The sequence below is a fragment of the Simiduia agarivorans SA1 = DSM 21679 genome (genome assembly GCF_000305785.2).
GTDB lineage: Bacteria > Pseudomonadota > Gammaproteobacteria > Pseudomonadales > Cellvibrionaceae > Simiduia > Simiduia agarivorans.
Map to the genome: position 1 here is coordinate 2,144,056 of NC_018868.3, position 24,905 is coordinate 2,168,960.

A 24,905-nucleotide genomic window follows, 5' to 3' on the forward strand; every position below is an offset into this window, starting at 1 on the left:
TATTTTTATAGGGCATTGCGCGCACACTACGGCGCAATCTCAGGTGCGCAGCTTGCGCACTGCTCCCCCACTTAAACCCAGTCTAAGAGGCAGCACGAACGTGCCGCAATGGATTGCATACGTATGTATAGGGCTGCATACGTATGCAATAGGGCATGCCTTTCAAATAATGTCGCGCGGGGATCGCCGTTCGGTAAACAGCGCAATGTTTTTCGGGGAATAACTGATGTGGGAGTACTTGCAGGCTGCTAGCCAGTATGACCGGCCGGGCTGTTTTTGGAAAAATCGATACACGCCTGTAAAAGAGCCTTGCCCGGTTCGCTCAGCCGATCGAACGCCATACCCAGTTGAACGTTGGCGTTTTCAGTGTCCGGCGCCCGCAACACGGCGCGAATAACCGCTGTGACTTTGGCTTGCCTGATGCCTTCCGGCAGGGGAAATTTCACCTCGAGCGTCAACTGATCGCCGATGGCTCCGACCGGCTCAGCCACTTCCAGGCAGCATCCGGAAATGCTGAGATCAATAATTTTGGCATCGCACGCCTGCGCCAACAGCACCCGGGTTTCCAGTTGCACGGCCACCCGCTCGGCCTTGCGGCTTTCATCACGCATTACCATGGCGGGGTAGCCCAACCAAAGCACCGGCACAGGCGCCTGGGTCGCACCCAGAATCGGGGCGGTAAACAGCATGGCGGCGTTAGCCGCTTGGGAAAACACGTGCACGTCTGCCATCCCCTGTTCAGCCAGAACCTCAACCGCCTGCTCGGACGCGGGTAGTGTCACCAGCAGGGCCCGGTTTTTGATATAGCCCACAAAACGACAGGTCGCACGGGTGCCATCTGCCAAGTCCAGATCCAGTTGCATCACGGTACCGGGCTTCAGCTGGAGATCTTCAAAGTTCATGCACAACTCACAGGGGGTAATCCCTGAAGTGTAGAACAGGAACCTGGGGGTTTCCGGTATGACCTGCCAGCGCTGTGACCGGCAGCCCCACCCAGGGATGCCTTCCCGGCGAAGGCCAACTACCGGTATAGCCCGAACTGGTCGATCAACTGCGCTACCTCAGCGGGCAAAAGTGCGACAGGCACCGATGCGCCGGCCGCAATCGCGTCGCGCACTGCGCTTGAACGCACATTGACCCGCTCTTCCACCACCAGCGTTTGCCAGCGCGCATCGATATCCTCGTGTCGGTAAAATTTTTGCCATTGGGCTGGATTGGCGTTATCGGGACCTATCGCCAGGCAGATCCGGGCATCCGGATGCCGCTGCTGGGTCTCTTGTAAAAGATCCCAGGAGTAGATGGGATCTTCCGCGGCTTTCGCTGCCGCTAACCGCTGTTCACTCAGATCCACTTCAACCCGCGTCGGTGGCAAAGAAACCGACGCGAGCGCGGCCTTTACCATGGCCACCCGCTGCGCAAAGGGCGCCATGGTTTTGCCAAACGCATGGCGATAGGACGGCACCACCAGCACGCGGTCCACCTGCGCCAACAACTGTGCGATGGCATCCAGATGGCCTGCATGCGGAGGGTTGAACGCGGCACCATACACGGCAATTTTTTCAGTCATGCTTGTTCCCGATTAACCGGCCGATCAATAGACGCGCGGCATGCGTTCATCGGCAAGCGCCGCTCGCGCAGCTGGCTTGACCGGAAAATCAATGAAACGGGCGGGGTCCAGCCGATCATCGCCCGACAGTATTTCGAAATGCAAATGCGGGCCGGTGACTTTACCGGTTTCGCCCACGGCGCCGATCAATTGCCCGGCACTGACATTGTCACCCGCCGCCACCACCCGGCTGTCCAGATGCGAATACAATGAACGCAGACCGTTGGCGTGCTCAATAATGATCAGCTTGCCATAGTTAACCCGATTGCCGTACACGTCGGTGGATACCAGCACCCGACCGTCAGCAGCGGCGACAATGGGTGTCCCTTTGGCAATCGCGAGATCGATGCCATTGTGAAAGCGCTCGGTTTTCTGTCCAAAAGACGAACTGACCCGCGCGCTGGGTACCGGATGCTGAAACACCACCTCGCGCATTTCATCCGCCACCGCGATCAAGGGTTGCAGCACTACACTCGCGCACAAGAGAGAACCGGCGCCTGCACCAAACCACCACTGCTGATGACGAGACACACCGGGGCTTTTTCTGACAATCCGACCTAAACGCATTTTGATGTCCTTATGGGTTGGGGAATGAAACGCCGGCATAACGGGCGCAGGTACTGCGGAAGTCTGGGTAATTAACGCCAACAGAGTACGGGCATAGAGCGCGGACTTGCCGGGCCGTTTACGCAACACGGTCGCGTCGCAGTCCAGCTCAATCGCCGCCAGCAGCTGGCGATTCAAACGCAGGTAGAAAGGATTAAACCAGGCCAGCGCCGACAACAGGTGCAGCACCAGCACCCATTGGTGATCCCGCCGCTTGATGTGAACCCACTCGTGCCGCAAGACTAATTGCAGGGCACTGAAATCCAACGCCTCAAGGCTGGCATAGCTCATAACCAAACGCGGCCTGACCAGCCCGAATACAAAAGGCGACACCTTGTGCCGGGCAAACACGATGCGAACACCGGTGGCACGCGACAAGCGACGGCACAGCGTTTGCGCGCGCGCCGGCACAGGGCCGGAAGCCGACACATTAAAGTGACGATTCAGGTGCCAGACACCTGCCAATACCCGCACGAAACGAAAGCCACCGATCAGAGCGACCAGGCCAACCAACAGGGTAAATAGCAGGGGCAATACAGCCTTGCCTGGCTGCCTCGCCACCGGTTCGCCGAGCGCCACTTCCCACCTGCCTGCGCCCTCTGTCATCAACGGCGGCAGCTGGACGACGGGCTCAACCAGTACGGGCACAGGTAACAACCCCAGCACGCCGGGCAACCAGCACATGAGCACGGCAAACATCCAGAACCGTCGCCAGGCCGCCGTTGCCTCCCAGCGCGACTCGGCCCATCGGGCGGCCGCCATCACCAGAGCCGAAAAAGCCAGAAAGCAACAACAAAACCACCCAATGGCACCAACAAGACTGTGCCACTCAATCATGATCGTTGGCCTCGAGTAAACGCTCAAGGTCTTCGATTTCATCCGGACTCAGCAACGCGCTGTCGGCAAACATTGCCACCGGTAACGGCCCCTTCACCTCGAGTACTGTGCGCGAAAAATCCTTGGCCAGCGCGGCCAGCGTTTGCACTTTGCTTTGCGCCGCGCTGAACACTTTGATGCCATGCACTTCGCCGGCACGGATCAACGCTTTATCCAGCATCCGGTCCAGGGTTTTGCGGGTGGAGGAGAACGACCACTGCAGCTCTGGCGCCACGCGCTCATGCACTTCCCGGGCACTCAGAGGCGACTGACGCCAGAGCGCCTTCATTAGTGTCAGCTCGGTGGCAGACGGCTTGGTGGATTCCATGGTGTTTAACCTCGACATGACATGCGGCTGGAAACAGAGTGGCAATCATGCGACATATGTCGCATGATTGCAACAAACGCATTCAACAAACCCATGCAACTACCAGATCAGCGCCCATGCCAGTACAGCAGAATATCCGGGTTGACTGGACGCCGCGACAGAGCTGCAAGGCACATCAATATTTTTCATCCTTTAATCCACTCAATAACCATTTCCCATCAGATCTCAGGTTAATCAATTACCAAAAATTCAAATTATTTGATCAATAAGCGCAATATTCTCCGTTATACACTGCTGTCGCACAGCGGTAAGCTGCATGCCATCAATCAGGCGAGGTGCCCCATATGCTTTACCATCGACCTTCATCGAGCCGCGGCAGGGCCAGTTTCGGCTGGCTGGACAGCAAACACTCCTTTTCATTTGGCCACTACTACGACCCTGAACACATGGGTTTTTCCGCACTCAGGGTGATCAACGATGACCAGGTAAAGCCGGGCGCCGGGTTTGACACTCACGGCCACAGGGACATGGAGATCATTTCCTACATTCTGGAAGGCGCCATTGCCCACAAGGACAGCATGGGTAACGCGTTCGTCGTGCCCGCGGGCGAAGTGCAGCGCATGAGCGCAGGCACGGGTATAACCCACTCGGAATACAACTATTCAGCCACCGAGCCGTTGCGCTTTCTGCAGATCTGGATTCAGCCGAATCAGCGCGGCATTGCGCCCGGTTATGAACAGAAAGCCATTGCGCAAACCGCCCCACTCACGCCACTGGTGACACCCGACGGCCGCGGCGACTCACTGACCCTGCAACAGGATGCCAGCATCTATCGTTTGGTGCTTGAGCCCGGTGCAGCCATTGACCTGGATACCCGCCAACGCCCAGGCTATCTGCACCTCATCGACGGTCGCGCAGAAATCGCCAATGGCGATGAAAAACTGGCGCTGAACGCTGGCGATGCACTGGGCGCCTATCAGGAAAAGCTGAGCGTTACAGCCGCGGAGGGCAAACTGACCGCACTCTGGTTTGATTTGCCGGCAGCCGCCTGATGCCCGCCGACCCGCTCTTCTGGCTGCTGGCCGCACTCGGCGTGACACTGACCGGCATATCGAAATCCGGTTTGGCCGGTGGCGCGGGTGTGGTGGCCGTGCCCTTGCTGGCGCTGGTGATGCCGGTACCGGCCGCAGCCGCGCTGATGTTACCTCTGCTGCTGGTGATGGACGCCAACACCCTTGCGCTTTACCGACGTGCGCTGGCCAACAGCCAACTGCTGATCCCCATTGTGCTGAGTGCATTGGTAGGCGTCAGCCTCGCGGGCATTGCCTTGGGGCAGCTGGACAACCGGTATCTGCAATTGGCACTGGCGCTGTTTTGTCTGGTGTTCGCGCTGTGGCACAAGCTCACGCCCTGGCTGGCAAAAATGCCGGGCGCCGCTTGGTTATGGGGCACTCTGGCGGGCATCAGCAGCACCCTGCTGCACGCAGGCGGCCCGCCCATAACGATTTATTTTTTGTCAAAACAATTACCCAAAGCCCAATGGCTGGCATTGGCTGCGGTGTTTTTTGCGGTAGTGAATATTGCCAAGCTGCTGCCCTATACGATCAACCAGATGTGGTCGCTGCCATTATTGCTCTGTGGCGTCTTGTTACTGCCCTTCGCCTTTTTAGGTGTGTGGCTCGGTAAGCGCTTGCAACAGCGCGTTTCCGATACGCAGTTTGTCAGCCTTATCCGGGGGCTGCTGGTGATCAGTGGCGTGTTACTGCTATGGAAATGGTTGGCAGCCTAGCAGGCTGTTGAAAAACCCCTTGAGCTTCAACCTGACGTCGCGTCACGCTGCATCAAATTCTGCTTTCATTTTCTCAGCCTGCGCCATCAATACCTGACTGCGTTTTACCCGTACCTGAAAATACGCCAATAGGATCAGCGTAGGCAGCACCAGATAACCGAAAGCTGCCAGCAAAGTTTCAGGTACCTCAGTGACCCTGAACGCATTCAACAGGTACAACAACAAGGTAAATGCCAGAGTAATCACGCAACCCAATTGATTTATGCGCAAATGGCGGAGGCTTGCGCGGAGATGCATACAGCGAAAGGTGAGCAAGCCAGCAGCCGTCCAATCCGCATAGTCCAATACCTGACGGTGAATACTGAACGCCTGCTGGCCGACAATCAGGCCGCTGAAAAACAGCACCACACTTGCAATGACGGTAATGGCCGAGGTGGGCAAAAACAGCAGAAAGCCCACACTGGCCACCAGTAACACCAGCGCCTGCACCAAATCCAGCGCAAACCACATGCGACGCCGCTTTTGCTGACGGTAAGCCGCGGAGAAATCCACGTCGACCTTGGGGGTCTGACTACGCCAGGCCGCACCCAAAGCGCCCAGATCCAGATCGTCGTCTTCAAGCCCGGATGCCGGGTTCAAATCCTGATTATTGTCGGCCATCTTGTAACACGCTCCTCAATTCTGTTTTGGCGCGATTAATGCGCACCCGTACGGCACCGGCGCTGACCTGCAACACATCGGCAATTTCATTAGCCGACAAATCTTCCAACAACAGCAGAATGACTTGCCGATAGGGTGCAGCCAACTGCTGCACCGCGCGCGCCAATGCGGCTTGTTGCTGATTTTTGTGCACCTGCTCGGCCGGACAATCACTTCCCGCGTCAGATGATTGCTCCTGCAGTTGTGCCAATTGCCCGGGCTCATGGGTCTCCGCTTTATCCCGCACCTGACGCGCTACGTGATCGACCGCCACATTGTGCGCAATGCGAAACACATAGGCGCGCGGATTTTCTGCTGCGAGAATCCGTTCTACCGACTGCGCAATGGCACAGAAAATTTCTTGTGCCAAATCCTCGCGCAGCTGAGAGTCCAGTTCGTAGCTCGCCAATGTACGCACAATGCCGGAGGCGTATTGCTGCCAGAGCTGCTCAGCGTGATCCTGGTTAGATTTCAATCGACTGCATCCATACCCATGCTCGGGTTTTCCAGCTGTTTCATTCAGGAGTCTGCCTGAACACCCAAAGTGTTACAAAAAAATTTTTTGTAACACCTGCCGCTTCGGACCCGACTGTGATTAGCGAAAGCACTTGCTGCGCCCATTACGGCTGGAGGCCATATGAAACTGATTTACCACACACTGTCCACCCTGGTTGTTGCGATATTACTGATCGCCCCGCAGGCACAAGCCGAGCAATACCTGCTGATCAATGCCACATTGATCGACCCGGCAACCGAAACGGTTACGCCCAACGCCTGGGTCCACATTGCAGACGGAAAAATTCTGGCCACGGGAAACACCCCTCTGCCGGCGGTGGCGGAACACATAGACCTGGACGGCGCGTTTTTACTGCCGGGCCTGATTGACGCCCACCTGCATTTAACGGCCGGCCCGTTAACCGTGGACATGAAAGACGGCGCACCGGCGCTCAGCATGGTCAGCCACGAAGCCATCACCCGGTTTCATGCCGCAGCGGCATTGGCCAGCGGTGTGACCACCGCCTTCAGTCCGGCCGGCGACCCCATAGCCAACCACCGTTACGCCAAACAGCAGCGCAGTGGCGAGCTGTCTGGCCCAGCCTTGCACTATGCGGGTCTGTTTTTTGATCCAACACCGATAGCCGGCGGCAGTGTTTACCCCGGTGATGCCGACGGTTGGCGCGCAGAAATTGAGCGTCAGAAAGCGCTGGGCGTGTCTCACATCAAGCTCTATCACGGTCTGTCGGAAGCGGAGCTGCGCCAGGGCACAACACTCGCCAAGGCTGCGGGGCTGAAAAGCATTGCCCATCTGGATCACGTGAGCTGGCAGTTCGCGGCCGATGCCGGCGTGGACGCACTGACCCATGCGTTCATGCCCTCCGCCGACCTGCTCCCGCAGGCCGCCCGCGCGCAATTCGAGGCCGATCGCACGCCGGGCAGCAGCCAATATCTGTACCGCTGGTTCGAAGCGGTAGATTATGACGCCGAACCCATGCAAACCCTGTTTCGGACACTGGCCAGCAAAAACATACGGGTTGACCTGACCCTGATTGCGACCGAAATGGCCTTCATACAGCCCAAGCTTGATAGCTTTTATCCGACCAGCGATTGGCAGATTCACCCGGCTGCGGCTAATTGGCGCCAGAACATCGGCATGTCGGTGTACAACTGGACTGCTGACGATTTTCAGCGCGCCGAAGCCGTGTACCCCAAAGTGCTCGAGTTGGTGGAGCGCATGCACGAGGCCGGCGTGCCCTTGCTGATAGGTTCCGACAGCTATGGCGCGGGCGATTGGTTCTGGCGCGAACTGCAATTGCATCAACGCGCAGGCCTCGACAACTGGCGCATTCTGCAAATGGTCACCAGTGACGCCGCACGCATTCTTCAGCTTGGCAATATCGGGCGACTCAAGGCAGGCGCGCAGGCAGACCTGATTGCTATCACGCAAAACCCGCTCGATGACATTGCCGCGCTCAGGTCGGTCAACCTGGTGATTCAGGCAGGCATTCGGCATTCCGTCGCCGCGCTTCGCGCGGACCTCGCAAGCGCCGCACAAGCACACCGTATTTCAGCCCAATAAACCCACTCCATGTTCAAACAGGACACACACCATGAACGAGACATTAGCTCAATACAACGCATTCTTTGCAGGCAGCAACCCGATTGAAATCATCGCCGTTGTGCTTGTCATTCTCGCCATTTATTTCCTGCCCGCCGTGTTGGCCATTTTCTTCAACCGCAAGCACCTGGTAAAAATTGCGGTGCTCAACATTCCTGCCGGCTTCTCTGTGTTGGTCTGGCTGGGATTGATCGCCTGGGCCGTTACCGGCAAACGACGGGAAAAGATGGAAAAGTACGGACGCCGGGCCGGCATTTAATCACTGTCTTTCAACAATGGGTGGGTGATGCGCACAGCGCCAGCCCGCCCCGTTCAGATACCCATCGACGTTTTTGCAGTCAGTAACCAAACCGCCTCGGTCGCGTCCACCTTGCCTTTCAGACCTCCGGCCAAGGGCCCCGACATCAGTGGCTCGCAAGTCATGGAGGCCTCATACAAGCGACAGACTTCTGCCTGATCCACACTGAAAGGCGGACCTTCCATGACCGATTGATCATAGATCAGGGTAATCAGCAATTGCCGGGCAGCGCCGGTAATCGCCAGTAGCTGCCTGGCATAGGTTTCGCGCATGGCTGGCGGCAGTGCAATCAATGCCGCTCGGTCATACACGGCATCGACCGGGCCAATCATCGCGGCATTCAACGAAAAAAAATCACCCTGCCACACCGTCAGACCCGCCACGCTGTAGCGCGTAAAACCGTCTTGCTGATGCACTGCCGGCGTGACTTCCTGCTCCCTGAAAAACTGCTCAACCGCCAGCGCCGACAGCTCACACCCAACCACGTCAACGCCCTGCTGACATAGCCATAGCATATCCACTGATTTGCCACACAGAGGCACAAACACCCGGGCGCCTGGTTGCAGCCCCAGCGACTGAAACTGATTCACCAGCAGTGCATTGGGTGCACTCTCGTGAAAACCGATTTCATTTTTTTGCCAACGGGATTGCCAGAATGCCTGTTCCAATGTATTTCCCCTCAGAAAAAGCCAACACTAAAGATTCATTCTGAATAGTAATAAACTATCGCCCGAGGTGACACCGACAATCCTGCCGCTTTCGGAAAACCAGCCAGGGCCGCGCAGAGGGATTGAGGACGCCAGTCTATGGCCCGCTGATACTCGCAGCCCGTGGTGACCAAAACAAAGACCTCAATTTACGCTATAGTGACGTAAACTGTTCGGACTCAGAGCAAAAGGCAATCCGAAAACACAAGGAAGTACGCCATGCGCAACGATGCGATAGCTATTTTTTTAAGTACAGGGGCCCTGCTCGTTTCAGCCTGTACCGGCGTAAAACAGGGTTGGCCCGAGGTAACGCCCGACGGTTTACAGCGGGTAGACAATACCCGTTTTTCGACCGTCTATATAAAACCAGACGCAGAACTCACGACCTACAAAAAATTCGGGGTCACCGATTGCTTCGTGGCACTTAAGGAAAACTGGCTACGCGACCAGAATACCAAGCGATTGAACCGATTTAATCGGGTTTCACAAGAAGATGCTGATCGCCTCACAGCTGCACTCGGTGATGAATGCAAGTCGAGCTTCACCACCGCACTCAGCCAGCCGCCCGCGCATGAAGTCATTGAAACGTTCAACGCGGGAGACAAAGTACTGGTTTTACGGCCAAATATAATAAACCTTAATATCAACGCACCCGAGATAAAGTCCGCCAGCAACATAGACCACTACACCACGTCATTCGGCGAAATGACGTTATACCTGGAACTGCTGGATGGCAGCACACAAGACGTGCTCGTGCGGATCATAGACCGCAGGAAAGATGCCTACGACATGAGAATGTGGTGGAGCAACGGCGTCACCAATAAAGTCAGTGCAGACCGAATGCTGCAGCGCTGGGCAAATCAGATGCGCGAAGAGTTGGACAAAGCGCTGGATGCACAACAACAGTAAAAATGAGTCGGCATCCGACATTTTTGAAAAACTACTGGGGTAAATGGTGGGCCTTCCGGGACTCGAACCCAGGACCTGCCGATTATGAGTCGGATGCTCTAACCAACTGAGCTAAAGGCCCAAATGACGGTGGCGATAAAGGCTCGCCATTCCGTATTTGACCGCACGCAATGGGTTTTGCGCGGGGGCGCCATTATAGCCATGCGGGATCTTTTTGACTACTCTGGGTGACAAATCCCTCCGCTGTGGAATAACCCGTGCTGCTGTCCCGCGTTTTTCGCTTGATTACACCGCTGCTTTGGGGCCTGCTGGGCTTCGTGGTGGGCGTAATGGCAATTCTTTATGTGTGGGTGCAAGCGCGCCCCTCACCCGACTTCTGGCATGAACCCGCGTTGCACCACAAGCGTCTCGCAGAGCTGGACGACTTAAGCAGCGCCAATTGGGCAGACTATGTCGCCCATGAACAAACCCAGTTTGCCGGCCTGCAGCGACTGGTTGACCGAAAGGCGCGCAAAGCCGCGCCTGCTCTGCCACCCTGGCACCGGTTTTCACCTGCCGGCAAAGCCAACAGCCTGGCTTATGAGCCAAACTGGAACCGATCATTTTATTTGGCACCACAAACCACAGCACGCTTCGCTGTGGTACTGGTGCACGGCCTGTCTGATTCACCCTACTCCATGCGCGCTCTGGGGCAAGCGTACGCGCAGGCAGGTGCTCAGGTGTACGGTCTGCGCGTGCCCGGGCACGGACTGACACCCGGCATGCTGCTGAACTATCGCTGGGAAAAAGCCGCACAAGCGGTTGCGCTGGCGGTAGAGCAAGCGGCAGAAGGCGGCCAGCCTGTGTATTTGGTGGGCTATTCCAACGGCGCAGCACTTTCTCTGCACCATGCACTCAACCAACACAAAGAACAGCACAGCGCGGCGCTGGCTGGCCTGGTATTGCTGGCACCAGCACTGGAAGTCTCACCGCTGGCGGGCTTTGCCTACATACAGGCCTGGCTCGGACACCTGCCCGGTTACTACAACCTGGCCTGGGTAGATATCTACCCGGAATACGATCCGTACAAATACAACTCCTTTCCCGTACAGGCCGGCAAGGAAATGTATGATCTGACCCAGTCGTTATTGCAGCAAACCAACGTCCTCAATGACGCTGACAAACAGCGCATGCCGCCTATATTGGCATTCATGTCGGCCACCGATGCTACCGTCAATGCCAGCGCCGTTAAAACCCGCTTACTGGATTCACTCAACGACCCCAGACACGAATTGGTATTGTTTGATGTGAATCATCAGGCTGAAGCCGCCGGCCTCTTACGTCACAGCCATCGCCAGCTGGTCAATCAACTCAGGCAGCAACCGCAGGTGTTTAATCTGCGCTTGGTTTCAAATCAACCCACACCAGAGACTACCGTCTCAGCCCAGGTGGTGGAATATTATCGTCCCGCCCATCACACCGACGTACAGCCCCGCGCACTGGCGTACGAATGGCCGGCCGATGTGTACTCGCTGTCGCATGTGGCGATGCCGTTTGCACCGGACGATCCGATTAACGGCAACACGCCCACCGGTAAAAACAGCACACAGCCTGTGTATCTGGGCGGCGGTGGCGTCAGGGGTGAACGCGGGGCCTTTATCGTTTCGATGGATCAACTCGCGCGCCTGCGCTTCAATCCGTTTTTTGATTACGTAGTGGAAAGATCCATGGCGTTTATGGAGCAGAATGCGCTGGATAATAAACCGGCGGATGAATAGGCCAGGTTGCCGGTGGCAGCGAAGTCATTGGTCACCCCCATGCCACCGCAACTCGCGCAGGGGCTTGCGGATGGCCGCCCCGCGCTCCTACAGTTTCAGTGGCGCTACCGCGCCCATAAAAAAAGGCGCTCAGTGAGCGCCTTTTTGACAGCGGGCTGACGATTACTCGTCCAGGAAGCTGCGCAGGTGATCGGAGCGCGAGGGGTGACGCAGTTTGCGCAACGCCTTGGCTTCAATCTGACGGATACGCTCACGGGTCACATCGAACTGCTTGCCCACTTCTTCCAGCGTGTGGTCAGTATTCATGTCGATACCGAAACGCATGCGCAGCACTTTCGCTTCGCGCGCGGTCAGGCCCGACAGCACATCGCGGGTCGCTTCAATCAGGCCTTCTACAGTGGCAGATTCCACTGGCGAGGTGATGGTCACGTCCTCGATAAAATCACCCAGGTGCGAGTCTTCGTCATCGCCGATGGGCGTTTCCATGGAGATGGGCTCTTTGGCGATTTTCAGTACCTTGCGGACCTTGTCTTCCGGCATGTCCATGCGCTCGCCCAATTCTTCAGGCGTGGGTTCGCGACCCATTTCCTGCAGCATCTGGCGGCTCACACGGTTCAGCTTGTTGATGGTCTCTATCATGTGCACCGGAATCCGGATGGTGCGGGCCTGATCCGCGATGGAGCGGGTAATGGCCTGACGGATCCACCAGGTGGCGTAGGTCGAGAATTTGTAACCGCGACGGTATTCAAACTTGTCCACCGCTTTCATCAGGCCGATGTTGCCTTCCTGAATCAGGTCCAGGAACTGCAGGCCGCGGTTGGTGTACTTCTTCGCAATCGAAATCACCAGACGCAAGTTAGCCTCAACCATTTCCTTCTTGGCGCGGCGCGCTCGCGCTTCGCCAATGGACATGCGACGGTTGATTTCCTTGATGGACGCCAGGTCCAGCTCGGATTCCTGCTCAATCTGCTGCAGCTTGCGCTGACTGCGAACAATTTCCGGCTCTACTGCGGCGAGCGCATCGCTGTAGTCGCGCTTTTTCTTAATGATGTCGGCAACCCAGCTATCGTTGGTTTCCATGCCAGGAAACTCTTTGATAAAGGTTTTGCGCGGCATGCCGGCCGTGCGCACACACAGGCTCATTACGCTGCGCTCTTCGGCGCGCACGCGATCCAGCATGCCACGCACGCGGCCATAGAGTGGATCGAACTGACGCGGAGGCAACTTGAAGTATTTGAAAATCTCGCCCATGTCGTTAAGCGCCTTGTCGGTGCTCTTGTGGGCGCGGCCGTTTTTGGCCAGGGATTTTTCGTACTTGACGTGGGCGTCGCGCAGGGCGGCAAAGCGTTGGCGCGCTTCTTCCGGGTCTACGCCACCGTCGTTGCTGTCATCATCGGATGAAGAGTCGTCATCGTCGTCATCGTCGTCGCTGTCGTCATCATCGTTGTTGGCATTGGCCGCCTCTTCACGCATCTGGGCCTGCTCAGCCGCGGTAGGCACTTCGTCGGCCGGGTCGAGCCAGCCGGCGATCACATCCACCAGGCGGCGCTCTTCTTTTTCCACCAGCTCGTATTCGTCCAGCAACTGTTTCACTGCACCCGGCCAGTAGGCGAGCGAGTGCATCAGTTCACGGATGCCCTCTTCAATGCGCTTGGCAATGGCAATTTCGCCTTCGCGGGTGAGCAGCTCCACCGTGCCCATTTCGCGCATGTACATGCGCACCGGGTCGGTGGTGCGGCCAGCTTCGGTTTCCACAGCGGCAAGTGCGGCGGCGGCTTCGGCGGCGGCAATTTCATCGGCGGAGCTGTCGCCGTCGGTCATCAGCAGGGTATCGGCATCGGGGGCGGTCTCGAATACCTTGATACCCATGTCGTTGATCATCTGGATGATGTCTTCAACCTGATCCGGATCGGATATGTCCTCTGGTAAGTGGTCATTCACTTCGGAATAGGTGAGGTAACCCTGTTCCTTACCGCGAGCAATCAACTCTTTGATACGTGATTGCTGCTGCTTGCCGATATCAACCATTCTGAACCCTGTAGAGTGAACCCGCCTGTGGTCGGCGGTGGGGGAAACGCAAAAGGCGCGCATTATAACGCTATATGGGGCTTTGGGGCCAGATTCCAACCGGCCTGCATGCGCCTCCCGGGCCTATTTTTTTGCCAGAATTGTGCGCAATTGCTCGCGCTCGGCCTCTGACAGCCCCTTGAGGCCTTCGCGCCGGGCCTTATCCAGCAATGGCTGGTCCAGCTGACTGCTGAGTCGGCGCCTGAGCTCACTGAATATATCCGCCAGCTCCTGCGCCCGGAGCTCCCGGTGCTGTTCGTCGTTGGCGGCCACGCTGGTAAACAGATGCATGCCGGCGAGCTGCCCGAGCCGCGACTCTTCCTGCTCCCCGTGGGTGCCACGCCAGTGGCCCAGCACCTGGCCAATACTCACCTGCGGACGCGCAGCCAGAAAGTGCACCAGCTCTTTGAGCAACGGCAAATCGGGGTCTTGCAAGGCCTCCAGCTGTGCCAGTTGTTCAGCCGCGATTTGCACCAGCTCAGTGTGGTACAGCAGCAAGGCCGCTGCCAGTTTCACCGGGGTAAATCCCACACTTTTGGTGGAGTGGGCGGCAAATAGTTGCGGCTGTCTCGGCACCGTATCGTCGGGCGCCCAGTCGTATTCCGGCGGCGCCTCATCGTCGCTGTCGGGCTGCCACAGCGCCTCGTAGCCTTCATCGGCAACAGCTTGCGCCGGCGCCACCTGCGCCGGGCGAGTCGGCGCCGCCGAAGCCGCTGGCCTCAACGGCTCAGGCTCAGACGCCACCGGCGCTTGCGCCAGCTCCATCAGCGTTTCCAGATCCAGACCTGTACGTTTGGCCAACTGCTGAAACATCAGCTCCCGGTACACGCCCTTGGGCAACTGGTAAATCAGCGGCGCCGCCAGCTTGGATAAGCGCGCTTTATGCTCCAATCGCTTCAGGTCGAGCCCGGTGGAGACGGCGTCGAACAGATAGTCCTCGAGCGGAATCGCGCGGCTTGCGATCAGTTTTTCAAACTTTTCCGGTCCAATCTGGCGCACCAGGGTGTCCGGGTCTTCGCCGTCGGGCAGAAACAAAAACTGCACCGTGCGGCCATCCGTCATCACCGGCAACGCCACTTCCAGCGCCCGGCGGGCGGCGCGGCGGCCGGCCTCGTCACCGTCAAAACAGAACACCACTTCGTTGGTGTACTTGAATGCCAGCTCCAGGTGGTCTTCGCCACTGGCGGTGCCGAGTGTCGCCACGCCGTAGCAGATGCCGAACTGGGCCAGCGACACTACGTCCATGTAGCCTTCCACCACCAGCAGGCGGGGGATTTCCTTGTAGGCCTGGCGCGCTTCGTACAGACCGTAGAGCTCTTTGCCTTTGTGAAACACCGGCGTTTCCGGCGAGTTCAGGTATTTCGGCTTGCTGTCATCCAGCACCCGGCCACCAAAGCCGATGACCCGCCCGCGGATGTCGCGGATCGGGAAGATGATCCGCTCGCGGAATCGGTCGTACAACTTGCCCTGATCGGGCTGGTGAATCAGCATGCCGCCTTCAATCAGCATGCGTTTATCGTCTTCTGCCTCACCCAGGGCTTTGAGCAAATTTTCCCACCCCGGCGGGGCATAACCGATCAGGTAGTCGCCAGCGATTTTGCCGGTGAGTCCGCGCCCTTTCAGGTAGTTCACCGCCCGACCTTTGTTGGCGTGGGTTTTTAATTGCTCGCGATAAAACTCGGCCGATTTTTCCAGTAGGGTGTACAGGCTTTTGCGGGTCTGGGCGCGCTCGATCTGCTGCGCACTTTGCTCTTCGCGCGGGACTTCCAGACCGGCCAGATGGGCCAGGCTTTCCACCGCCTGGGGAAAGTCGAGCCGCTCGTAGTCCATCAGGAAACCCACCGCATTGCCGGTGGCACCGCAACCAAAGCAATAGAAGAACTGCTTGTCCTGGCTGACAGTGAACGAGGGCGTTTTTTCGTCGTGGAACGGGCAGCAGGCGCTGTAGTTTTTGCCGGTTTTCTTCAGTTTGACCCGACTGTCGATCAGGCTGACGATGTCCGTCCGATCGAGCAGGTCATCGAGAAACGCTTGTGGAATGCGGCCAGCCATAGCGGACTCTGTCGGGTGGGCGCCTCAGTGTAGCGCCCTGCTCCCGAGAAATCAGCCCAGTTTGGCCTTGAGCAGCTTGCTCACTTCACCCATGTCGGCGCGACCCGCCACCTGCGGCTTGATCAGCGCCATGGCGGCACCCATTTCACGCATGGAGCTGGCGCCGGATTCCGCAATGGCGGCGGCGATGATGGCATCCAGCTCGTCGGCGCCGAGTGCCGCGGGCAGGAATTCCTGAATCACCGCCATTTCGGCTTTCTCCACCTCGGCCAGATCGGTGCGGCCGGCGGCCTCAAACTGGCTGACGGAGTCTTTGCGCTGCTTGAGCATCTTGTCGAGCACCGCCAGGGCGCGCTCATCACTCACTTCAATGCGCTCGTCCACCTCAATGCGCTTGAACTCGGCCTGAATCAGCCGGATGGCGGCCAGGCGCTCTTTGGCGCGGGCTTTCATGGCGTCTTTCATGGCATCGCTGATGCGGTTTCTGAGTTCGGTGCTCATGGTGGCTCCTTGCGGCATGGTTATGGTGGCACAACGACCAACGGCCGGGGCTTGGATACCCGGCCGTGCAGTCAGTCAGTACTGGACAGAAATCATTGCCCCGGACAGGGCGGGAGACAACTCAGTACAGGCGCTGGAACTTGCGGTTTTCGCGTGACATCTTCTTGGCGTGACGCTTAACAGCGGCAGCCGCTTCACGCTTACGTACAGACGTGGGCTTCTCGTAAAACTCGCGACGACGTACTTCGGCCAGAATACCGGCTTTTTCACATGAGCGCTTGAAGCGACGCAGCGCTACATCAAAGGGCTCGTTCTCTTTAATCTTAACTGATGGCATTTGACTACCTGACTGTTGAATTCTCTATCGGGGCAAGAAAATAAGACCCGATTCCAAGGGGCGCAGATTCTAACCACATCGCCTGCCCACTTCAAGCCTATTTTAGTTCATCGTATTGGGGAACCCGAAATCCCCCAACACTTGGATAATAACGTGCGTTTACCCAATCTCCACGCGGGGGAGCGGGTGATAGGGCAGATATTACGGGGCGTCGGCGGCATGGGTTGCGGCGAATTGCTGGCAAAGCATGCTTTGCATTCGCTGCAACGCCCTCAATCCATGATTGAGGGCCGGTCCCGCAGGGCCGCCGTCGAGCTACAGGGGTGAGGCAAGCGATTGCAATACATCGTATTGCGCGCAGCCGCACGACCCCAGGCTACGCATGGGGTCCGGGCCCGACGGGTTTTTACGCGTCCCCGGAATGTCTGCCCTATTGCCCGCCCATTGTCAGAAAAATGTGCCCAACTTGCAGCACCAAGCCCCCACCCAAGCCGCCTATACTACTGGCATCATTCACCACCCCCTCGTATCATGCCGGCCCACACCGGCAAATACTGAAACGGCATGCGCGTACTTGGCATTGAAACCTCCTGCGACGAGACCGGTATCGCCCTTTACGATACCGACAAAGGCCTGTTGGCTGACGCTCTTTACAGCCAGATTGATCTGCACAGCGAATACGGCGGCGTGGTGCCGGAACTGGCCTCGCGCGACCATGTGCAGAAAACCCTGCCACTGATCCAGCAGGTATTGGATGAAGCGGGTCTTGATAAGCAAGACCTGGACGCCGTCGCCTACACCGCCGGGCCCGGCCTGATTGGCGCGTTGATGGTCGGCGCCGGCATCGGCCGCTCGCTGGCCTACGCTCTGAATATTCCCGCCGTGGGTGTGCACCACATGGAAGGCCACTTGCTGGCACCCATGCTGGAAGACAATCCGCCCGCCTTCCCGTTTATCGCCCTGCTGGTCTCTGGTGGGCACACCCAGCTGGTGCGGGTAGATGGCATCGGCCGCTACAAGCTGCTGGGCGAATCACTGGACGACGCCGCCGGCGAAGCCTTCGATAAGGCCGCCAAAATGATGGATCTGGACTACCCGGGCGGCCCACACATCGCGCGTCTTGCCGAAAAGGGCACGCCCGGCCGCTTTACCTTTCCTCGCCCCATGACCGACCGGCCCGGGCTGGATTTCAGTTTTTCCGGGCTCAAGACCTTCACCCTCAATACGGTGACCGAGCACGCCCAGGCCAACGGTCTGCCCGACGACCAGACCTGCGCCGATATCGCCTTTGCCTTTCAGGAAGCCGTGGTTGGGACCTTGGTGATCAAATGCCGGCGCGCGCTCAAGCAAGAGGGCCTCAAGCGCCTGATCATCGCCGGTGGTGTGTCGGCCAACAAAGCCCTGCGGGAAAAACTGGAAGCGGAGTTGGCAAAAATGGGGGCGGGCGTGTTTTATGCGCGGCCCCGCTTCTGTACCGACAACGGCGCCATGATCGCCTACGCCGGTGCCCAGCGCCTGCTGGCGGGGCAGACCGAACCACTGCCCATTGCCGTCACCCCGCGCTGGCCCATGGAAAGCCTGCCGCCCTTGGACAATGCCCATGACTGACCAGATCATGATCGAAGGCCTGTGGATCGAGACTGTCATCGGCGTGTACGACTGGGAGCGCGAACTGCGCCAACGGCTGCTGTTGGACCTGACGCTGACCACCGATATCCGCCCCGCCGCCGCCAGTGACGACCTGGGTAAAACCCTGGATTACAAAGCCATTACCGATCGCATCATCGCATTTGCCGAAGGGTCATCGCACCAGCTGGTGGAGACCTTAGCGGAGCAAATAGCCGCACTGGTACAAAAAGAATTCGGTGTGACCCGGTTGACGTTAAAGCTCAGCAAGCCCGGCGCCCTGCCGCGCGCGCAGAATGTGGCCGTATTCATCGAGCGTGGCCGTTGATGGCACGGGTATTTTTAGGTTTGGGCAGCAATACCCAGAAGCACAAGCACCTTTGTGCCGGGCTGGATGCGCTCGCGCAGACCTTTGGCCCACTCGACATTTCTCCGGTGTATGAAAGCCTGTCTGTGGGCTTTGATGGACGCAATTTTTACAACCTGGTGGTGGGTATCCACACATCACTGGACGTGGCGGCACTGTCAAAAGCCTTAAAAGCCATTGAAGATGCCAACGGCCGCCTGCGCGACGGCCCCAAGTTCGCCCCCCGCACGCTCGATATCGATATTCTCACCTACGACGATCTGGTGGGGGTTTACGCAGGTGTTGAACTGCCCAGGGATGAAGTGTGGCTCAATGCGTTTGTGCTGCGTCCACTATCCGAATTGGCGCCGGACGACATACTGCCCGGTCGGTCCGAAACCTACGCAGCCCTGTGGCAAGCCTACAGCAACCCGTCACAAAAACTCTGGCCCGTCAGTTTTATCTGGTGCGGACGCGAGCTCAGCCCCGTCGCGTCCTGATCGGTCGCGGCTTTATTGCTGCTTCATTGCGCAGTATTCTCAACCCTGGCCCGATCATCGTCAGGACTCGAGCACATGGACAAGCCCGGCTTCAAACTCCCGCACCTACCGCTTACCCGATGGCAAAACTGGCGTGAAGCATTACACCAACGCTGGCATCGGCTCACAGGTTTTCAGAAATTTTACCTGCTCGCACTGCTTGCTCTTCCGCTACACGGTGGCACCGCAGCGCTGCTCGCCATTGCAGGGCTGATACTGGATTTCTGGCCGCGCTTTGTCCGCCTGTGGGAGAGTCTGGCCGGCAAGGCGGCCATCCTGTTGTTTTACGCTGTGGTGGCAAATTTTGCATTTGCCTCGGCGGCGGGATTGATCAATCAGTTGACCGGGGTCAACGCCGATTTCCTGCCCTACTCGCTGAATACTGCCCTGTTATTGAACTTGCCCGGTTACGCCTTTGGTATCAGCGTTTTGGCATTGGTGATTATCGGGCTGTTCTTCCCATTGTTTTTACTGGCAATTTTTCTGTTGCGCCTTGTGGGTGTGAGCCATCAGCGTTTGTTCCGGGACATACCCTACCCGGTGTCCACCCTGTGCATCCGGTTCGTGTTGAGCTGGCTGCTGATCATGCAATCGGCCGACCTGTTCAGCCAGCAGGAGGAACCGGCGCTTGAAGCGGCAAGGTCTGAGCGGGACATCAACCTGGTCGCGGTGGATACCAGCGGCTACGAACGCACGATCAGTCGCCTGTTATCACAGTTCATTTACTATTTTGAAGCGGCTGAAAAATCGCGCTGTGTGCTGGCAGACGGTGAGCGCGCGATTGAATTGAACGACTACCAATATCTGGCGATCAGCAAGGACGACGTGGCCGACTATGGCTTGCGCTATCAGGTCAAAGCCTGTGTCAGCCCCGGCATTACGCTGCCACAAACCGGGCCTTGATCTCAGCGATGGCGCTGGTGCGCGCTTTTGCAATGGCGGCGCCCAACGCGGGGCCATTGAGCCCTTGCGCAACCAGTGCCTGGGCTTTGACGGCTGCCGCCGCCCCATAGGCCGCGGGCAGATACTCGGCCGGCGGGTAGTCGCAGTGTTCAAACCCCGTGCGCCCGCGCGCATCAGCCATACACGCCTGCACGAACAGGGGCAGGCGTTCCGGGCGCCGGAATGCATCGAGCGTCTGGAATAACTTCAACACTGTTTCTGGTCTGAGCTCCAGCGCGCGATGACAGTTCAGGTGCTGGGCGCACACCACGATCGCCAATTCACGATACTCTTTGGGCACCCCAAGGCGAGAGCAAAAGGCTTTCACCAGCGGCACGCCCCGGTTTTCATGGTTGATGTGACGCGGTAATTGGTCGACGGGCGTAATGCCTTTGCCAAGATCGTGCACCAAGGCGGCAAAGCGGGGACGGGTTTCGCCGTCGGGCGTGAGCAATACCGCCTGTCTGAGCGTCAGTAGCGTGTGCACGCCGGTATCCACTTCCGGGTGGTACTCGGGCCGCTGCGGCACCCCCCAAAGCGCATCCAGCTCCGGCATAATGCGTGCGAGCGCGCCACAATCACGCAGCACCTGCACGAACACCTCGGGATTGGGTTCGGCCAGTGCCCGCACCAATTCTTTCCAGCAACGCTCTGCCACCAGATGATCCACTTCGCCGGCATCAACCATGGCTTTCATTAACCGATTGGTTTCGGGCGCGACAGTGAAGCCCAGGTGAGAATAGCGGGCAGCAAAGCGGGCGATGCGCAGAATGCGCACCGGGTCTTCGGCAAAAGCCGGTGACACATGCCTCAACAATTTATTGTGCAGATCCGCTTGCCCGTTATAGGGATCGACGATTTCGCCCTCTGGGGTTTGCGCCATGGCATTAATGGTGAGGTCGCGGCGGATCAGGTCCTGCTCAAGCGTCACTGACGGATCGGTGTGAAAAGTAAACCCGGTATAGCCAGGCCCGGACTTCCGCTCCGTGCGCGCCAGCGCGTACTCTTCCTTGGTTTGCGGGTGCAGAAAAACGGGAAAATCTTTACCCACTGGCTCATAGCCTTGCGCACGCATGTGCTCGGGCGTGGCACCTACCACCACCCAATCCCGCTCGTGAAATGGAAAGCCCAACAACTGGTCGCGCACTGCGCCACCCACCAAATACACCTGCACACTGATTACCTTTTAGCAAACGCGGCACACAGCATACTACAGCCAGCGGCTGTTACTGGAGAACTGTGCACGCAGGTATTCCATTTGATCGCCACGAATGCGGTCGCTGTTGACCAGGGCCAGGTATTCCGCATTGTTGGGTTTGTACGGCAACGCGATCAGCGGCATATCGATTTCAGACAACAGGTGGTTGCCCTTGTGCTGATTACAACGCTTGCACGCGGCCACCACATTCTGCCAACGATCTTTGCCGCCGCGGCTGGTGGGATGCACATGGTCGCGCGAAAGCTGCATAAAACTGAACCGTTTGCCGCAGTAGAGGCAACGGTAATCGTCGCGCTGAAACAGGGCACGGTTGGTGAGCGGGGGCACTGTGCGCATGGGCGCCAGATGACTGCCGCCAACGGCCATGATCGCAGGTAACTCGATCCGGCTGATATGACCGGACAGCTGCGAGTAACCACCGGTCACCCGCCGCACCACGCCTCCCAATGTCCAGGTCACCAGATCCCGGGCATAGAGACACACCGCCTCCTGCCAGTGAATCCACTCGATTGGCTGGCCCGCCAGATTTAACCGCAGAATACGCGCTTCCATCAACGACTCTCCCTGAGCAGATGGGTGAACGAACTATCGGAGGAGGTATTTGAGAGCGAGAGGGGTCTTGGTGCCGCCAGAACCGGCAGCAGAGGCTTGTCACTTGTGAGTAGCGCTATGCAGTAGAAAGCAGTCACCCCGCACGATTGATAACCTCAGTGTATAAAAAATGCACTGACGGTCAACCTTTTTTACGGAATGAAGATGACACTTTCGTGGCAGTGGAAAATATAAAGGCCGCAGCACGAATGCTGCGGCCTTTAAACAGGATGGTACCCAAATCCTTCGGGCATTTTATGCGGCGTCGGTCCGTCTAACTCCCTGCCATCATCCATGATTTGCTTCCCTACCCCGCCAGTATCGCGCTTCCGGCCTGAGCGCCATAGTGGACATTGGCGTCAGCGCTTGTAAGACATCTCGTACAAAGCCCTGAAGTGTGATCCAGGCCGCAATTTACCGGCCTTACTTGGGTCCCTGACGCAACGCAGCCTGCAGCTCACTGACCTCCGCCTGATCATCCAGCTGGCGCTGCTCTCTCAGCAAGCTGCCCTGGCGTTTGACGATATGCTGGATCAGGCTTTCCTGATCCATGGCCGACAGCGCCATAAAATTGATGCGCAGATAGAATCCCTTATCACCCGCTTCGCAATCCAGCACCTGCCCGTAAGTGGCGATATGACGACCTTCTGGCCGCAGGATCAGGTCCAGGCTCAGGATTTTTCCCGCCGGAATCTGCTCGTCCACAATAAACGCCATGCCACAGGCAGAAATATTGACCTCGCGCACCCTGTGCGCGATTTCGCGCACCAGACGGCTATCGAGTTCCAACTGCGCAATGATGCAATTGATCTTGTTGTTGAGCGCACCGAAAAGCTCACGCATGGATTCTGACTGTATGCCCGGCAGCAACTGGGTAATGGTGTTCTCGTAGCGCGACAACAGGCTCAGGGTGTCCACCGGTTCCGCATCCCGCTCGGTCCGGCTGTTGGCCTCCTCCTCGGTGAGTACGCGGTAGGCCACCCCCACCTTGTCGTTAATCCGGAAAAAGCGGCGTCGCTCAGCCATCAGAAAACCTCACTGGGGTCTAAGTCAAACATGTAGTCCGGGTCCAGATTCAAATCCCGCAAAATATCCTGCCCCTCTTCTTTCAGTACTTCCAGGTCGGCCTGATCCAGATCGGAATCCAGCCCCTGTTGGATGACAATTTCCACCCGCCGGTTGCGCGCGCGGTTTTCGCTGCTGTCGTTGGCCACCAGCGGTTTGGTTTCGGCGAAGCCCGAGACCTGGAACCGACGCGGATTGATTTCATTTCCGCGCATCAGCTCCTGCGCCACACTCACCGCACGGCTGGAGGAAAGCTCCCAGTTCGATCGGTAGCGGGCGGTGGCGATGGGTACATTGTCGGTGTGGCCCTGCACCTCGATCTTGCCGGGCTTGGCCCGCAACACCGCGCGGATCTCTTCCATCACATCCGCATAATTGCCCACCAACTCAGCTGAGCCTGAACGGAACGAGCCTTTCTCGCGGATGCGGATAATGATTTTGCGGCCTTCGGTCTCGATTTCGATTTCACCGGCGACAATCTGGTCATGCAGGGATTGAGCGAGGTCGATGGCGTCCTGTTCAGTCTGCTGGATCAACTCTTCCAATTGTTGACGGATGCGCGCTTTCACACCTGCATCGCTGCTCACCTCGCCCTGCTCGACGTCGTACTCCTCGTTGCACTGCACCTCCAGACTCATCTCGGTGACGTCTTCGGTTTTTTGCCAGATTTCATTGATAGGGGTGGGGTCCGGCGTGCCCGGACTGAACTCCTGGGCAATGATGGATGTGCCTTTGGGAATATCGTTGACATTCAGTTTGTTCTGCACGCCAAAAGCCTGCGCCATGGAGCCGGCCAGGCGTTTGAATTTCATGGCGTCCATTTCGGAAAAAGACAGCAGCAATACGAAAAAGCACATCAGCAGCGCCATCAGGTCTGCGAAGGTGCCCATATAGGCCGGTAGCCCGGGGGGCGGGCATTTGCAGTCGTGTTCTTCGTCAGCCATGAAATTCCTTCAGCACTCAACCCGCGTCCGCAGCTTCGCGCTTGCCTTCCGGCAGGTAGGTGCGCAGCATCGAATCAATCACCCTCGGATTCTGCCCACCCTGAATCGCCAGCAAGGCATCGATAATCAGGCTCTTGGTGAGCGCTTCTTCGGAGGCGCGGAGTTTCAGCTTGTCGCCCATGGGCCCGAAAATACCGTTTGCCATGATTGCGCCATACAGCGTGGTCAACAGGGCAACGGCCATGGCCGGGCCAATGGACTTGGGGTCATCCATGTTCGAGAGCATGGCCACCAGCCCCACGAGTGTGCCGATCATGCCCATGGCCGGTGCGGTTTCCGCCATGCCGGCAAAAATTTTGGCGCCGTTCTCGTGCCGCTCAATGGCCAGGGCTTTGTCTTTCGACAGCAGTGTCTTCACCACTTCCGGGTCGTGGCCATCCACCAGCAACTGAATGCCCTTTTGCAAAAACTGATTGCTCACTTCCTTGCCTTCCAGGCTCAGCAGACCGCCTTTACGGGCGGCATCTGCCAGCTCCACGATTTCGGCAATCAGGTCTACCGGGTCGGTGCTCTTGAACATGAAGCTCTTGCCGGCAATCTTCATGGCCGACAGATAATGGCTGAGACCAAACTTGATCATGACCGCAAAGACCGACCCGCACACCACAATGACAAAGGACGGGGCGTCGGCAAACATACCGAGATTCCCGGCCATCAACATGGCGGTAACAATAAGGCCCAGGGTGCCCAATAAACCGATGAGAGTGGCTAAATCCACAAAATGCTCCTTTTGGTAAGCCAGCGCCGGCCAGCCTTCCGTTAACGCGGTTCCCCGTGACACTGAACGATGCAGTGCAGATTGCAGGGGATTGCCCTGTATATCGTCTGCCACCGGAAATACTGAAACTCGTCTTCCTTAGTTTAGTCAGGTATATGGCAAGCGCACGGCCGATTGACCCCTGTGGGCCGCTCGTATAGGGTTGCG

Annotated in this window: 26 protein-coding genes and 1 tRNA gene; 10 read left to right on the forward strand and 17 right to left on the reverse strand. The window is 57.8% G+C overall.

Annotated elements, in window-relative coordinates; genetic code table 11:
• Positions 1-248 precede the first annotated feature (248 nt).
• From M5M_RS09550 to M5M_RS09565, 4 genes are all read right to left on the reverse strand, one after another.
• On the reverse strand, positions 249-902 hold the full coding sequence (locus M5M_RS09550) for a flagellar brake protein (RefSeq protein ID WP_015047281.1): 654 nt from the start codon (positions 900-902) through the stop codon (positions 249-251).
• Between the two features lie 119 nt (positions 903-1,021).
• On the reverse strand, positions 1,022-1,567 hold the full coding sequence (locus tag M5M_RS09555; protein WP_015047282.1) for an adenylyltransferase/cytidyltransferase family protein: 546 nt from the start codon (positions 1,565-1,567) through the stop codon (positions 1,022-1,024).
• A gap of 24 nt (positions 1,568-1,591) precedes the next feature.
• A complete protein-coding gene (locus M5M_RS19505) occupies positions 1,592-3,049 on the reverse strand; it encodes a M23/M56 family metallopeptidase (RefSeq protein WP_015047283.1) in 1,458 nt (485 codons plus the stop codon).
• A complete protein-coding gene (locus M5M_RS09565) occupies positions 3,042-3,434 on the reverse strand; it encodes a BlaI/MecI/CopY family transcriptional regulator (RefSeq protein WP_244431072.1) in 393 nt (130 codons plus the stop codon). The genes M5M_RS19505 and M5M_RS09565 overlap by 8 nt, the downstream gene beginning before the upstream one ends.
• Before the next feature lie 326 nt (positions 3,435-3,760).
• On the opposite strand from M5M_RS09565, the gene M5M_RS09570 reads away from it, so the two are divergent.
• Both M5M_RS09570 and M5M_RS09575 read left to right on the forward strand, forming a co-directional pair.
• Positions 3,761-4,468: a pirin family protein gene (locus tag M5M_RS09570; RefSeq protein ID WP_015047285.1), complete on the forward strand. Its 708-nt coding sequence runs from the start codon at positions 3,761-3,763 to the stop codon at positions 4,466-4,468.
• Positions 4,468-5,205: a sulfite exporter TauE/SafE family protein gene (locus M5M_RS09575; RefSeq protein ID WP_015047286.1), complete on the forward strand. Its 738-nt coding sequence runs from the start codon at positions 4,468-4,470 to the stop codon at positions 5,203-5,205. Before M5M_RS09570 ends, M5M_RS09575 begins: the two co-directional genes overlap by 1 nt.
• A 42-nt stretch (positions 5,206-5,247) precedes the next feature.
• Here the strand turns inward: M5M_RS09575 and M5M_RS09580 are convergent, their stop codons facing one another.
• Both M5M_RS09580 and M5M_RS09585 read right to left on the reverse strand, forming a co-directional pair.
• Positions 5,248-5,865, reverse strand: coding sequence for a hypothetical protein (locus tag M5M_RS09580; protein WP_015047287.1), 618 nt, complete (start codon positions 5,863-5,865; stop codon positions 5,248-5,250).
• On the reverse strand, positions 5,852-6,379 hold the full coding sequence (locus M5M_RS09585) for an RNA polymerase sigma factor (protein ID WP_015047288.1): 528 nt from the start codon (positions 6,377-6,379) through the stop codon (positions 5,852-5,854). The genes M5M_RS09580 and M5M_RS09585 overlap by 14 nt, the downstream gene beginning before the upstream one ends.
• 162 nt (positions 6,380-6,541) lie before the next feature.
• On the opposite strand from M5M_RS09585, the gene M5M_RS09590 reads away from it, so the two are divergent.
• Together M5M_RS09590 and M5M_RS09595 are read left to right on the forward strand one after the other, a co-directional pair.
• A complete protein-coding gene (locus tag M5M_RS09590; protein WP_015047289.1) occupies positions 6,542-7,981 on the forward strand; it encodes an amidohydrolase family protein in 1,440 nt (479 codons plus the stop codon).
• Positions 7,982-8,012: 31 nt separating this feature from the next.
• Complete coding sequence (locus M5M_RS09595) at positions 8,013-8,279, forward strand: superinfection immunity protein (RefSeq protein ID WP_015047290.1); 267 nt, start codon at positions 8,013-8,015, stop codon at positions 8,277-8,279.
• 53 nt (positions 8,280-8,332) lie between these two features.
• Here the strand turns inward: M5M_RS09595 and tmpT are convergent, their stop codons facing one another.
• Positions 8,333-8,986: a thiopurine S-methyltransferase gene (tmpT, locus tag M5M_RS09600; protein ID WP_015047291.1), complete on the reverse strand. Its 654-nt coding sequence runs from the start codon at positions 8,984-8,986 to the stop codon at positions 8,333-8,335.
• Between the two features lie 258 nt (positions 8,987-9,244).
• Between tmpT and M5M_RS09605 the strand changes: the two genes are divergently transcribed.
• Complete coding sequence (locus M5M_RS09605) at positions 9,245-9,934, forward strand: DUF3313 family protein (RefSeq protein ID WP_015047292.1); 690 nt, start codon at positions 9,245-9,247, stop codon at positions 9,932-9,934.
• A 44-nt stretch (positions 9,935-9,978) separates the two neighbouring features.
• On the opposite strand, the gene M5M_RS09610 is transcribed toward M5M_RS09605, so the two are convergent.
• Positions 9,979-10,055: transfer RNA gene (locus tag M5M_RS09610), tRNA-Ile, on the reverse strand.
• Positions 10,056-10,191: 136 nt separating this feature from the next.
• Here M5M_RS09610 and M5M_RS09615 point away from each other — a divergent pair.
• Positions 10,192-11,691: an alpha/beta hydrolase gene (locus M5M_RS09615; protein WP_015047293.1), complete on the forward strand. Its 1,500-nt coding sequence runs from the start codon at positions 10,192-10,194 to the stop codon at positions 11,689-11,691.
• 162 nt (positions 11,692-11,853) lie between these two features.
• Here M5M_RS09615 and rpoD read toward each other — a convergent pair whose 3' ends face one another.
• The 4 genes from rpoD to rpsU all read right to left on the reverse strand — a co-directional run bounded on the left by rpoD (position 11,854) and on the right by rpsU (position 16,648).
• Positions 11,854-13,719 carry an RNA polymerase sigma factor RpoD gene (rpoD, locus tag M5M_RS09620; RefSeq protein ID WP_015047294.1) on the reverse strand — a complete coding sequence of 622 codons (1,866 nt, stop codon included), beginning with the start codon at positions 13,717-13,719 and terminating at the stop codon, positions 11,854-11,856.
• A gap of 123 nt (positions 13,720-13,842) precedes the next feature.
• Positions 13,843-15,810 (reverse strand): DNA primase, encoded by a 1,968-nt coding sequence (gene dnaG / locus M5M_RS09625; RefSeq protein ID WP_015047295.1) that lies wholly within the window; start codon positions 15,808-15,810, stop codon positions 13,843-13,845.
• A 51-nt stretch (positions 15,811-15,861) separates the two neighbouring features.
• On the reverse strand, positions 15,862-16,311 hold the full coding sequence (locus M5M_RS09630) for a GatB/YqeY domain-containing protein (RefSeq protein WP_015047296.1): 450 nt from the start codon (positions 16,309-16,311) through the stop codon (positions 15,862-15,864).
• A 121-nt stretch (positions 16,312-16,432) separates the two neighbouring features.
• Entirely contained in the window at positions 16,433-16,648 is a 216-nt protein-coding gene (rpsU, locus tag M5M_RS09635; protein ID WP_015047297.1) for a 30S ribosomal protein S21, read from the reverse strand.
• A gap of 564 nt (positions 16,649-17,212) precedes the next feature.
• On the opposite strand from rpsU, the gene tsaD reads away from it, so the two are divergent.
• The 4 genes from tsaD to M5M_RS09655 all read left to right on the forward strand — a co-directional run bounded on the left by tsaD (position 17,213) and on the right by M5M_RS09655 (position 20,062).
• Positions 17,213-18,256 carry a tRNA (adenosine(37)-N6)-threonylcarbamoyltransferase complex transferase subunit TsaD gene (gene tsaD, locus M5M_RS09640; protein WP_015047298.1) on the forward strand — a complete coding sequence of 348 codons (1,044 nt, stop codon included), beginning with the start codon at positions 17,213-17,215 and terminating at the stop codon, positions 18,254-18,256.
• Positions 18,249-18,602: a dihydroneopterin aldolase gene (gene folB / locus M5M_RS09645; protein ID WP_015047299.1), complete on the forward strand. Its 354-nt coding sequence runs from the start codon at positions 18,249-18,251 to the stop codon at positions 18,600-18,602. Before tsaD ends, folB begins: the two co-directional genes overlap by 8 nt.
• Positions 18,602-19,120: a 2-amino-4-hydroxy-6-hydroxymethyldihydropteridine diphosphokinase gene (gene folK, locus M5M_RS09650; RefSeq protein ID WP_015047300.1), complete on the forward strand. Its 519-nt coding sequence runs from the start codon at positions 18,602-18,604 to the stop codon at positions 19,118-19,120. Before folB ends, folK begins: the two co-directional genes overlap by 1 nt.
• Before the next feature lie 75 nt (positions 19,121-19,195).
• Entirely contained in the window at positions 19,196-20,062 is an 867-nt protein-coding gene (locus M5M_RS09655) for a hypothetical protein (RefSeq protein WP_015047301.1), read from the forward strand.
• On the opposite strand, the gene M5M_RS09660 is transcribed toward M5M_RS09655, so the two are convergent.
• From M5M_RS09660 to pomA, 5 genes are all read right to left on the reverse strand, one after another.
• On the reverse strand, positions 20,037-21,275 hold the full coding sequence (locus M5M_RS09660; RefSeq protein WP_015047302.1) for a multifunctional CCA addition/repair protein: 1,239 nt from the start codon (positions 21,273-21,275) through the stop codon (positions 20,037-20,039). The two genes, M5M_RS09655 and M5M_RS09660, sit on opposite strands and share 26 nt — an antisense overlap.
• A gap of 36 nt (positions 21,276-21,311) precedes the next feature.
• On the reverse strand, positions 21,312-21,872 hold the full coding sequence (locus M5M_RS09665) for an HNH endonuclease (protein ID WP_015047303.1): 561 nt from the start codon (positions 21,870-21,872) through the stop codon (positions 21,312-21,314).
• Between the two features lie 462 nt (positions 21,873-22,334).
• The gene (locus tag M5M_RS09670) at positions 22,335-22,937 is read right to left on the reverse strand and encodes a PilZ domain-containing protein (protein ID WP_015047304.1); all 603 of its coding nucleotides are present in this window, start codon (positions 22,935-22,937) and stop codon (positions 22,335-22,337) included.
• Positions 22,937-23,920 (reverse strand): flagellar motor protein MotB, encoded by a 984-nt coding sequence (locus M5M_RS09675; RefSeq protein ID WP_015047305.1) that lies wholly within the window; start codon positions 23,918-23,920, stop codon positions 22,937-22,939. Before M5M_RS09675 ends, M5M_RS09670 begins: the two co-directional genes overlap by 1 nt.
• Before the next feature lie 16 nt (positions 23,921-23,936).
• Positions 23,937-24,698 (reverse strand): flagellar motor protein PomA, encoded by a 762-nt coding sequence (pomA, locus tag M5M_RS09680; RefSeq protein WP_016389330.1) that lies wholly within the window; start codon positions 24,696-24,698, stop codon positions 23,937-23,939.
• Between the last annotated feature and the right edge of the window lie 207 nt (positions 24,699-24,905).